8 protein-coding genes are annotated in these 11667 nt (G+C 73.5%); 4 read left to right on the forward strand and 4 right to left on the reverse strand.

Features of this window, described 5'->3' with window-relative positions; translation table 11 throughout:
• From ACFWXO_RS35560 to ACFWXO_RS35570, 3 genes are all read left to right on the forward strand, one after another.
• The coding region (locus ACFWXO_RS35560) for an RHS repeat-associated core domain-containing protein (RefSeq protein ID WP_380529265.1) at positions 1-1003 on the forward strand (1003 nt) is incomplete at its 5' end.
• A gap of 120 nt (positions 1004-1123) precedes the next feature.
• Complete coding sequence (locus ACFWXO_RS35565; RefSeq protein WP_380529267.1) at positions 1124-1678, forward strand: hypothetical protein; 555 nt, start codon at positions 1124-1126, stop codon at positions 1676-1678.
• Positions 1679-1967: 289 nt separating this feature from the next.
• Positions 1968-2402: an SSI family serine proteinase inhibitor gene (locus tag ACFWXO_RS35570; protein WP_380529269.1), complete on the forward strand. Its 435-nt coding sequence runs from the start codon at positions 1968-1970 to the stop codon at positions 2400-2402.
• Positions 2403-2484: 82 nt separating this feature from the next.
• Here ACFWXO_RS35570 and ACFWXO_RS35575 read toward each other — a convergent pair whose 3' ends face one another.
• From ACFWXO_RS35575 to ACFWXO_RS35590, 4 genes are all read right to left on the reverse strand, one after another.
• Positions 2485-3972, reverse strand: coding sequence for an alpha/beta hydrolase (locus ACFWXO_RS35575; RefSeq protein WP_380529271.1), 1488 nt, complete (start codon positions 3970-3972; stop codon positions 2485-2487).
• Between the two features lie 126 nt (positions 3973-4098).
• On the reverse strand, positions 4099-5343 hold the full coding sequence (locus ACFWXO_RS35580; RefSeq protein WP_380529288.1) for a cytochrome P450: 1245 nt from the start codon (positions 5341-5343) through the stop codon (positions 4099-4101).
• A 112-nt stretch (positions 5344-5455) separates the two neighbouring features.
• Positions 5456-6421, reverse strand: a complete 966-nt coding sequence (locus ACFWXO_RS35585) for an ankyrin repeat domain-containing protein (RefSeq protein WP_380529273.1) — start codon at positions 6419-6421, stop codon at positions 5456-5458.
• Between the two features lie 256 nt (positions 6422-6677).
• Entirely contained in the window at positions 6678-9884 is a 3207-nt protein-coding gene (locus ACFWXO_RS35590) for a M28 family peptidase (RefSeq protein ID WP_380529275.1), read from the reverse strand.
• A gap of 330 nt (positions 9885-10214) precedes the next feature.
• Here ACFWXO_RS35590 and ACFWXO_RS35595 point away from each other — a divergent pair, with 330 nt between their 5' ends.
• Positions 10215-11657: a helix-turn-helix domain-containing protein gene (locus ACFWXO_RS35595; RefSeq protein WP_380529277.1), complete on the forward strand. Its 1443-nt coding sequence runs from the start codon at positions 10215-10217 to the stop codon at positions 11655-11657.
• Positions 11658-11667: the final 10 nt, after the last annotated feature.

Consider the following 11667-nt stretch of genomic DNA (forward strand, 5'->3'; position numbering starts at 1 on the left):
GTGGGCCGGCGACAAGGGCTTCGTCAACGGGTTGAAGGACGACGCGACCGGCTTCACCACCCTGGGCGCCCGCCAGTACCAGCCCGGCACCGGCCGCTTCCTCAGCCCGGACCCCGTTCTGGCACAGGCGGATCCCCAGCAGTGGAACGCCTACGCGTACGCGCACAACAACCCGATGAACCGAGCGGACGGGTCCGGGCTCTACGACCCGGATGTGCGGTGCATGAAGATGCCCGAGAGCTTCGACTGCATCAACATGTACAAGGCCGGCACGCAGGCGTCCCTCGACGCGGGACAGCCGGACGACAAGTACCACGTCGGCCGGGCGGACGAGCCCAAGGTCGACTTCGGGAACGATTTTCCCTACGACCCGTCCGTCAAGGCAACGGAGAAGGACAAGCAGAGCTACAAGAGCTGGCGGACGAAGGGCATCGTGGCCCAGAACTGCAGTTGGATGCATGTCAGCCGGTGTGACGTGAAGGACGGGGCGGATGCTTACATGCACTACTCCGACGGGTCCGGCGCCGACTACACGGTGGACTACAAGAAGGCCTACGAGGAGGACGACGAGATCCACAAGCTGGTCGACGAGGAAGTGGACTCCGCGAAGGACTGGGCCGAGAAGATCGCCCTGCGAACGGGCCGGACGACCTTCAGCATGACGGGGCGCGACGTGTCCGCTCGTGCCAAGGACCACTACCCCTCGACCGAGAACTGGCAGAAGGCCTTGGGCGACCACCGGGTCTGGGGTAGCGCCGATGTCAGTGTGAAGGGGAATCAGGTGACCATGAAGGTCACCATCCATGCGCTGGACCAGTACGACTTCAACAAGAACATGTCGGACATCGCGACCGGAACCCCGGACAACGAGAACGGCAGGTTCGCGACCCTGGGCTGGGCCAAGCCCTTCACCACACGGGGGAGTCTGGAGACGACCGTCACATGGACCATCGGTAGCCCCGGTAGCAGCACCATCTCGGGCGGTGGGTCGGGAAACAGGTGACGTGAGGACGCAGGGCCTGCCCCGGGGATGAGTTCGCCGGGGCAGGCCCTGCCCGCGTCGTTCGATGTCGTTCGACCGAGGAGATTTCGACCGTGCGAGAGATACGAGGATGATGAACCGATGAACCGTGTACAGCTGAACGGGCGTTCCCGTCGTGCCCGAACCCTGATCCTCCTGTCCGCGGTGGCGCTGTTCGCCGCCGGCTGCGCCTCGGATCGGACCCGGGCGGAATCCGAGGATCGTCGGAGCGTCCCGGCGACACCCACCGCCACGGCGACCACGGCGCAGATCCGTACCGATGTCGACCCGTTGAAGCGTCGGTTTCCGCAACTGGGTGAGCTGTCGGGGGCGAAGTGGGTCGGCCAGACGCTGGGGAAGGACAGCGGATCGGGGGTGCCCGGGCCGACTGACGTGAGCCTCGACGGCGTTGTCCACATCGAGCCTGCGACGCTCGCGAGCATCACCGGGGGCGGGACCTGGAAGGAGCAGGGCATCGACTGCCCCGTGCCGGGTGCGCTCGCCGGGGAGCTCGGCGACACCAAGTCGGCGTGGCTGCACAGCGAATCGTTCGACCGGACGGTCACGCAGAACCAGTACTCGGGCAGTTTCTACATCGACAAGCAGAACAGCCGGGTCTACTTCTGCACGGTGAACCCGAAGACACGCACCGACTGACCGGCTCGGCTGCGGCCCCGGGGCGGGGGGGCCGGGGCCGGGCCGGGGCCAGCCGCCCCCCCCCCCCCCCCCCCCCGCGGGGGGGGGGGCGCGGGGGGGGGGGGGGGGGGGGGGCGGGGGGCGCCCGCCCGCCCCCCCCCCCCCGGCGGGGTGGCCGAAATGATTGGCGTGAACCTGACACAGAAGTTCGGGTGATCTTCACTCCTCGCGCACCTCCGGCTGGTTGTGTGGTGCCCACAGCCTGCCCGGGCACGGATGGCCCGGACAGCACGAAGGAAAGGCACTGCTCATGCGACGCATCGCAACGGCGGTCACCGGCCTGCTCGCGGCCGGCGCGGCCACGGTGATCCTCACCACCGGCACCGCCCAGGCCCTCACCACGGACGCGACGCAGCTCGGCTCGGTCCACCTGACCAGGACCGACGCCGCCGGCAACACCACCTCGGCGGACCTGTCCTGTACCGCCGTGCAGTCCGGCGCCGGCTTAACCGTCACCGGCACCGGCACGGTCGCCGACCCGACCGCCGCCTGCAGCGAACTGGCGGGCGTCAACGGCGACTTCGCCAAGCTATTGGTCCACCCGACCTGGCTGCCCACGGCCCAGCAGGCCCCGGTCACCGCCACCGCCCAGGGCAACTGGGGCGCCACCGCCGTCACCTGGTCGCACACCTACGCCAACGGCAGCACGCTGACCAAGTACACCGGGGACGTCTTCGGCTTCTGAGCCCGGTTGTGACACCTGCCCACGGCGTGGCAGCGCCCCTCCCCGTGGACTTCGTCGGTCCGGGGGGAGGGGCGCTGCCACGTCAGCCGGGGAGGCGGTCGTGGAGGAGGAAGGTCGTGAGCGGGTCGCGGACGAGGGGGTCGGTGAAGTCGACGCCGTGGCCGGTCGCGTCGACCGTCACCATGGCGGCGCGGTGGCCGAAGGCCGCGTGGGTCCGGCGGGCTCCGGAGTACGGGGTGGAGGGGTCGTAGCGGTTCTGGAGCATCAGGATGTCGCGCGGCCCGTCGGCGTTCGGGCGGACCTGCGGCTCCTCGGGGCGGTAGTGCCAGAAGGCGCACGGCCAGACGTTGCCGGACATGCCGGCGGTCAAGGGGTGGCGCCGCCGGTCGGCGGCGGTGCGCGCGGCGTAGCCGGCGGGGTCGCGCGGCCAGGCGGAGTCGCCGCAGATCACCGCGTCCTGGGCGGCGACGAAGTTGTCCGGGATGACGGTGGGGAGCGGGTTGCCGCCGGAGCCGCCGTCCGACACCGAGGTCGACCGGGTGGCGGCCCGCTCCAGGACGGCGGCGGCCAGCGGGTAGTAGCGCGGGTTGTTCAGTGAGGAGTAGGTGACGGCCCGCAGCTTGACGCCGTCCAGCACCCGGCCGTCCGACAGGACGAGGGGGTCGCGGTCGAGTTCGGCGGCGAGCCGCAGGTAGCTCGCCCGGACGGCGCCGGGGGTGGCGCCCAGGTGGAGGGCCGCGTCGCGGTCGGCGAGATAGCGGGCCAGGGCCGGGAAGGCGTCCTCGGTGCCCTCGCTGAACAGGCCGATCGCCTGCTGCTCGCCGCCGGGGGCCACGGTGCTGTCCAGGACCACGTGGTCGGCGCCGGCGGGGAACAGGCTGGCGTAGACCTGGCCCAGGTAGGTGGCGTAGGAGGTGCCCAGGTAGGAGATCCGGCGCTGCCCGAGCGCGGCCCGGATCCGGTCCAGGTCGCGGGCCGAGTTGGCGGTGGTGATGTCGGCGAGGTACGGGCCGGCGGCGGCCGCGCAGGTGTCGGCGATCCGGCGGGCGTAGGCCAGGTTGGCGGTGATCGAGCCGTCGGGCGCCGGGAACGGGTAGTTGAGCTGGGCGGCGCGGTCGGTGGCCGGCAGGTCGCAGTGCACCGGCGTGCTGTTGCCGACGCCCCGCTCGTCGAAGCCGATCAGGTCGTAGGAGCGCAGGACCTCGGGCGGCAGGAAGCCGACGGCCGCCCCGGGGTAGTCGAGGCCGGAGCCGCCCGGGCCGCCGGGGACCACGACGAGGTCGCCGCGCCGGTGGGCCGGGTCGGCGGTGCGGATCCGGGAGACGGTGAGCGTGATGCTGCCGGAACCGGGGTGCCCGTAGTCGCGGGGGACGCGCAGCGTCGCGCACTGCTGGCGCGGGTCGCGCGGGAACGGCGTGCCGTTGGCGTTCGGGGTCGGCGCCGGGCAGGCGCCCCAGGAGAGGGCGGCGGGTGCGGCTTCGGCCGGCGAGGGCGCGACGGCGGTCGGCAGGAGGGCCAGGGAGAGCAACAGGCCGCCGGCGGCGGCCGTGCGGCGCGTGAACGCGGTCATGTCTTCGACGGTAGGCCGGTGGGCGGCGAGGGGCCTCGGACGTCGGGTGGAGGCGTCGGGTGGAGACGTTGAGCGGAGCCGGGTGGAGAGCCAACCGCCGCTCTCCACCCGGCGGTTGAGCGGGACCTACCGGCGGAAGGCGGCGGGGGTCGGGCCGTTCGGGCGGACGGTGATGCTGTAGGCCGCCCCGGTCGGGCGGGAGCGGAACTCCAGGGGGCCGAGGGGGAGCAGGAGGTCCAGCAGGGCGGTGGTCTCCCGGAGGGCGAACTGGGTGCCCAGGCAGGCGCGGGCGCCGAGGCCGAAGGGGAGGTAGGCGCCGAGCTGGGCGGGACGGGCGCCGTCGGGGGCGAAGCGGGCGGGGTCGAAGCGCTCCGGGTCCGGCCACAGGGCCGGGTCGCGGTGGGTGAGGTAGGGGCAGACCAGCACGTCCGTCCCGGCGGCGATGCGGTGGCCGGCGAGCACGTCGTCCTCGACGGCGTGCCGGGGGAGCAGCCAGGCGGAGGGGTAGAGCCGGAGGGTCTCGCTGGCCAGGGCGTGGGGGTCGGCCTGCCGGGCCCCGGGGTTGTCGTCGAGCAGCAGGAACAGCCAGGTGAGCGTGGTGGCGGTGGTCTCGTGGCCCGCGACCAGCAGGGTGACCAGCTCGTCGCGGATCAACCGGTCGGTGTACTCGGGGTGTTGGTCGGCGGCGTCGAGCAGGACGCGCAGCACCCCCGGCTCCGGGAGGTCGGCGGCGCCGCGGGCCGCGTCGATCGCGGCCTGGGCGACGGCGTCGATCCGGGCGAGGTCCTCGGCGACGGTGTCCCGGGCGTCGGCGGCGTTGGTCGGCAGTGTCGGCATCGCGGCCACCACCCGTTCCACCGAGCGCAGTTCGGCGTCCGTGCGGGCGTCGAGCGGCAGCCCGGTGAGCGCCCGCCAGACGGTGTCCAGGGCGAAGCCGCGCATCTCCTCGGCCACGTCGAAGGTCTCCCCGCTGCGCCGGTACCCCTCCCAGCGTGTGGCGGTGCGGCGTGCGGCGGCGGCGATCCGCTGCTCGTAGCGGCGCATCCCGGTTCCCGTGAACTGCGACTGCAGCAGCCGCCGTTGCCGCTTCCAGGCCTCCCCGGTGGCGGACAGCACGCCGTCGCCGACCAGCATCCGGGCCCGGTGCGAACGCTTCACGTACCGGTCGGGGTGGCGCCCCAGCACGTGCTGCACCGCGGCCGGATCGGTCACCAGCACGGTGGGCGTCGGCCCGAGCCGGAACGCGGCGATCCCGCCGACGCCGCGCTGCGCCCGCGCGAGCAGGTCGACCAGTTCCGCCTCCTCCGCCCGCCACTCCTCGACGGCCTCGGGGGTCAGTTCCGGCACGGGCACGGTGTCCGTGGTCACCAGGGTTCTCCTCGACTCGGCCGACGAAGGGCAGGGCGGTTCCGCCCCGGCGCCCGACTCTACGTCAGCCGCGTCGCGGCACGGTGACACCCGGTCACTTCGCCGACCGGTCCACTCACTGGTCGGTCGGCTCCTCCCAGTAGTCCAGAGCGGGCAGGCGTATCCAGACGTCGGCGGGCCCGGTGACGGCTCGGGCGTCAGCGGGGTGCAGGCCGGCGAAGGCACAGGCGTAGGCGATCGCCTTGTAGTGGTAGAGGTACCCGGTGAGGACCTCCTCGGGGGTGTGACCGGGGAGGGGCCCGCCGCCGGGGTGGAGGTCCCAGTCCTCCGTGACGCCGTCGCGGTGGATGCCGCCCTGGTTCCCGCTCTTGGGATTGGCGTACATGCCGTAGCCGAAGGTGCCGGCCGTCAGCCGGGCCATGACGCCCGGGGTGGACGGGGTGTAGCCCCAGGGCTGGGTGACGATGCAGCCGCCGGGCACGGTCGTGACGCCGACCAGGAGCAGGCTGTCGTCCTGGTCGTGGTCGTACGGGTCGTCGAGGAAGTCCGCCATGAACTCCTCGCCCACCGGCTCGCCGGAGAGCCGCCGGACCGCCTCGGCGGCGTCGATGCCGGCCACGCAGGCGAGGCCGGTGCCCCCGTAGTGGAAGTCGCCGAGGTTCGCGAGGAGTCGGCGGGCGTTCCGGGCGGTGGCCTGCTCGGCCGCCGTCAGCCCGGGCTCCCCGGCCGGGACGGGGAACAGGTCGGGGACCGGACCGGCCAGCGCGAGCCGACCGGGCGACCAGCCGCCGAGCTGGGGGCGCCAGGGATCGGCCCCGGCGGCGGCCAGGGCGCGGGCGTTGTCCGGCCGGCCGGCGAGGACGGCCTCCCACAGCGCCGTGGTCCCGTCCTGCGGCGCGTCCACGTCCGCCACCCGGGCGGCGAGTTCGGTGATCACCTCGGGGGACCCGTAGGACGCGGCCCGGTGCAGGGGCCGCTGGCCGAAGCCCCAGTCCTCCGGGTCGGCGCCCGTGGCGAGGCGCGCGCGGATCTCCTCGGCGTCCCGCCAGCTGTCCCAGGTCACACCCGTCCAGCCCTTCATCGTGCCTCCTGTGCTCTGTGCCCTGTGCCCTGGGCCCTGTGTCCGTGCGTCCGGTTGTCGGCGGCCACTCTGTCCGGTGGCTGCCGGTTGCTGCTCCGTACACGGAAGCACACGGGTCCGACAATGCAGCAGGCCGGGCCTCACCCCCCGGCCCGCCCCCGCCCCGCCCGCGGACGCGGCTGCGCCGCGGTCCGTCCCCCTCGACGGATCGCGGCGCAGCGGTTCTGGGAGTGTCAGGCAGGGTGGCCCGGGTGGGTCACAGCTGCTGCCAGAGGGCGGGGACGATCGGCGGTTCCCAGCCGACCTGGGCGGTGTGGCCCTGGATGCAGCGGTAGCTGACGCCGTTGTAGGTGACGACGTCGCCGGCCTGGTAGGTGGTGCCGGGGGTCCAGGCGTTGCCGGGGTCGGGGGTTCCGCTGCCGACGACCAGGGTGAAGCTGGTGGTGTGGGTGGCGGAGCCGGTTCCGGTGACGGTGATGCTGTAGGTGCCGGCCGCCGTGTTGGTGGCGGTGGCGACGGTCATGGTGGCGGAGGCGCCGGACTGGACGGAGGAGGGGTTGAAGGAGACGGTGACGCCGGCCGGGGCGCCGGAGGCGGTCAGGTTGACCGTCTGGGCGGAGCCGGAGGTGGTGGCGGTGGCGACGGTGGCCGTGGCGGAGGCGCCGGGCTTGACGGTGGCGGTGGCCGGGTTCACCGAGACGGAGAAGTCGTTGGCCGGGGTGGTGCCGCCGACCGAGGTCTTCCAGATGGTGTAGGCCACGCCGTTGGCGTTGCGCTTGAGCACGGTGGCGTCGACGTTGGAGGTGGTGTCGCAGGACTGGTGGTAGCAGGAGTCGTAGGACTGCCCGGCCGAGCCGCCCCACTTGGCGGCCTGCGCGGAGGTCTTGACGGCGCTGGCGCCGGCCGCGTAGCCGGAGGTCGGGACGCCGGCCTGCTGGAAGGAGTAGTCGTCGGAGCGGCCCACGCCCTCGACGTTCTCCTCGGGCTGGAGGTTGAGCGAGTCCCAGTAGGCCTTCATCGGCGCGGAGGCCGCGGCGGTGAGGTTGTTGATGAAGTAGCCGGCGTTGGGCGAGCCGACCATGTCGAAGTTGTAGTAGGCCTTGATCGCGGAGCGCTGGGTGGAGCCCAGCTGGCCGACGTAGTACTGGGAGCCCTGGAGGCCCTGCTCCTCACCGGTCCACCAGGCGAAGCGGACGTGCCGGGTGAGGGTGGGGTTCTGCTGGGCGAGCGCGAGGGCGTTCTCCAGCAGGACGGCGGAGCCGGAGCCGTTGTCGTTGATGCCGGGGCCGGCCGAGACGCTGTCCAGGTGGGCGCCGAGCATGGTGACCTGGTCGGACGGGCCGCCGGGCCAGTCGGCGACCAGGTTGTTGGACTGGTAGGTGCAGGAGGTGCAGGTCTGCTCGCTGACCTGGAAGCCGGCCGCCTGGAGCTTGCCCTTGATGTACGCCAGGGACTGGCTGTGGCCGGCGCTGCCCGCCCGGCGGTTGCCGCCGTTCTGGTTGGCGATGGTGTTCAGCTGGGCCAGGTCGGCCTGGATCTTGGCCACGTCGATGTCCGGCGCGGGGCCGCCGGGCGTGCCGCCGCCGCCGACGGTCAGGGTGTACTGGGCGGTGTGGGTGGCCGCGCCGGCGGTGCCGGTCACGGTGATCACGTAGGTGCCGGCGGGGGCGCCGGAGGAGGCGGCCAGGGTCAGCGTCGCGGACCCGCCGGTCTGCACGGAGGACGGGCTGACCGTCGCGGTGACCCCGGTCGGGGCGCCGGTGGCCGTCAGGTTGACGGTCTGCGCGGTGCCCGAGGTGACGGCGGTGGAGACCGTCGCGGTGGTCGACGAGCCGGGCTGGACGGAGCCGGCGGCGGGGCCGAGCACGAGCGAGAAGTCGTTGTTGCCGGACGGCGTGCAGGTCGGGTCACCGCTCTGCGCGGGCACGCTGACGGCGTCCCAGGCGGCCTTGGTGCGGTTGAAGAAGGTGCAGCTCGGGTCGAGGTTCTTGGCCGCGGTCAGGGTGGTGGTGCGGTACCGCTTGTAGGTCATGCCGCTGGTCTTGAGCAGCATGCCGCCGTACCAGACCTGGCCGGCCTGCTTGACGCCGATGCCGGTGACGCTGGAGTTGTTGCAGGTCGGGCTGGTGGGCTTGCCGCCGCCCGGGTTGGAGCCGTTGGACAGCAGGTAGAACCAGTGGTTCAGCGGTCCGGCGGCCGCGTGCACCTCGGTGCTCGGGATCGAGGAGGAGTAGCAGTTCGGGTCGTTGTTGACCAGCGAGGGCTGGTAGAGGTTGCGGATCGGGCCCTGGCCGACCAGGTTGATCACGCGGCCGACCTGGTAGTCGGGGTAGTCGTACGGCGCGGGCTCGTTGTTGTACTCCTTGGTGAGCGCGCCGAAGATGTCGCCGGTGCCCTCGCCGAGGCCGTTCTCGTTGTTGGCGCCGCCGGGGGTGTACTGGTCGATGCCGTGGCCGAACTCGTGGCCGACGACGTCCTGGGCGGCTATCCACTCGCCGGCCTGGTTGTGGCCGATCGAGACGGAGCTGCCGTCCCAGTAGGCGTTGACGTCGTTGAGGCCCATCTTGATCGGCCAGCTGCCGCCGTTGCCGTCGTGGCCGTTGCGGCCGAGCCAGTCGCGGAGCATGTCCCATTCCTTCTGGGCCGCCCACATGGCGTCGCCGCAGCCGGTCTCCCGGCTGGACGGGTTGCCGTTGCCCCAGGAGTCGGAGGACTTGGTGAACACCTGGCCGGTGTCGTTGTCGGAGCAGGACAGGCCGGGCCGGCTCGGGTCGCGCAGCGCGTACGAGCCGCCGGAGTTGGTGGTGCTGATGGTCAGCGGGCCGGGGCCGTTCCACTTGCTGTTGACGGTGCCGGCCTCGACGTCGTCGTAGCTGTCGACGACCTCGCCGGTGGCGGCGTCGACGAAGACGTGCAGGTGGCTGGGCGCGGTCTCGGTGCGGCCCTTGAGCACGGTCTCCCAGGCGAGCCGGCCGGCGCCGTCCTTGACCCGGACGACCAGGCGGCGGGACTCGACCTGGTCGACGACCGGCAGCTTGGTCCGCGCGGTCTTCTCCGCGTTCGCCGCGCTGATCTGCGGGGTGATGGAGCCGCCGACCGGCCCGGTGGCGGCCGACTGGAGGCCGCGCACGGTGCCCTTGCCGTCGGCGAGCACCACGGCGTCGCCGCCGACCACGGGCAGGCCGCGGTAACTGCGCTCGTACGAGACCGAGTAGAGGCCGTTCAGCCAGGGGGTGACGGCCTTGCGCTCGTAGGTCTCGCCCGGTCCCTTGGCCAGGGCGTCGGTGCCGGCCGCGGCGGCCGCGTCGGCGGCGTTCACGGCGGCGGCCAGGGCGCTGGGCGGCGCGGGGGAGGGGGTGGGCGCGGCGGTGGCCGCCCCGGCGGTGGCGCCGATCAGGCCGGCCAGTACGGTCAGGGTGGTCGCCGTGGTGAGCAACCGTCCTGGGGAAACTCTGCGTTGCATCGAGGCTCCTCGCGAGTGGGGGTCCTCGACCGCGGACGGGAAAGGCTGGTGGGCGCACCGCGGGCCGCTTCTGGGGGACGGCCGTGCGGGCCGTCCGCGCTCGGGTGCCCGAACACTCACATGGCGTCATGCCCGGGTCAATGGCTGGTGCAGGCTCTGCATAGGGTTGGCAAATTCCGTCAAGGTGCGGCTGCCGTTTCGCGTCAAGCTGGGCTTTCCTCTCAGTGGTTGAGACCACCTCATGTACGGGAGGGGAGCCATCGAGTACCGTCCTCCTCGTCGGACTCGTCCCAGGGCCCCGCGTCGGGGGCGTACAGGGGGAGGACAGCCGTGCACCGGAACCGTTCGGCCCCGGCCTCGCCACCGGACGTCCAGCAGGCGGGCGCCTGGAGGGAGTTCGGCGCCCGGCTGCGGCACTGGCGGCGCCGGGCCGGACTCACCCAGGCGCAGCTCGGCGCGGGGATCGGCTACGACCACACCGCGGTCAGCAAGATCGAGCACGGCTCCCGCCGGGTCGCCCCCAGGATGGCCGAGCGGATCGACGAACTCCTCAATGCGGGAGGGGAGTTGGTGGCCGCCTGCCTGCGCGCCGAGACCGCCGGACTGCCGCTGTCGGCCCCCTTCGCCCCCGGCCTGCTCCGGCCGCCGCTACCCGGCGGGGTGCCGGACGGGGTGCCGGTCGGGCCCGGGTCCGCCGCCGTGCCCACTCCCGTCGAACCGGTCCTGCTCGCCCCGGCCCGGCTGCCGGACTACGGACTGCTCTGCCCGCTGCACGACGCCGAGGGCTGCGCCGTCCCGCCGCCGGGGGAACTCGCGCTCCTGTGCGAGGAGTTCCGTGCCGCCGACCCGGCCACCGCGCCGCCGCTGGACGCCGCCACCGCGCACGCCCTGGCCGGGCTGCTCGCCGCCCAGCTGCGGGCCGGCGAGACCGGCGCCCTGGCCGGGCTGGTCGCCGCCGTCGAACGCACCCTGCACGTGGTGCTCGCCCGGCTGGCCGTCGCCCCCGCCGCCCAGCGCCGCCCGCTGGCCCGGCTGGCCGCCGAACACGCCCATGCCGCCGGGGCCCTGCGGATGCAGGGCGGCCGCAACGCCACCGCCATGGCCTGCTTCGACCGGGCGCTCACCTGGGCCGGGCTGGCCGGGGACCGGGCCACCCAGGTCGGCACGCTCAGCGACCTCAGCATCCTGGCCCGGCTGGACGGCGATCCGGTGGCCGCGCTCGGCTACGCCCGGGAGATCGACCGGGTCGCGCCCGGGCGGCCCTGGGCCGGGGCGATGGGCCGGATCAGCCGGGCCCGGGCCCGGGCCCTGACCGGGGACGTGCGCGGCACCGTCCGCGACATCGCGCTGGCCCGGGCGCACCTGGAGCACATCGACGCCCGGGACGAGGCGGACGTGCCGTGGCTGTCCATCGCCTCGATGCGGCTGCGGGTGGAGTCCGCCGCGGCCGCCGCGCTGCGCGACCTCGCCGCCGCGGTGGACGATCCCCGGCTGGCCCGGCGGGCGCTGGCGGCCACCGAGACCGCGCTCGGCCTGCTCGGGCCGACCCAGCTGCCGTCCAGTCGGCTGCTGTTCACCGTCCGGGCGGCCGACTGCCACGCCTGCGCGCACGATCCGCGCACGGCCGTGGACCTGCTGGCGCCCGCCCTGGAGTCGGTGCCGGTGGCCGCGCTGCCCGCGCTGGTCGGGCACGAGCTGCGCGGCCTGCGCGAGCGCCTCGCGCGGTACGGGCCGCGGACCGCCGACCGGTTGGCGGAGCTGGCCGGCTCCTGAGCCCCCGCCG

This window comes from Kitasatospora sp. NPDC059088 (assembly GCF_042738155.1).
Lineage (GTDB): Bacteria > Actinomycetota > Actinomycetes > Streptomycetales > Streptomycetaceae > Kitasatospora.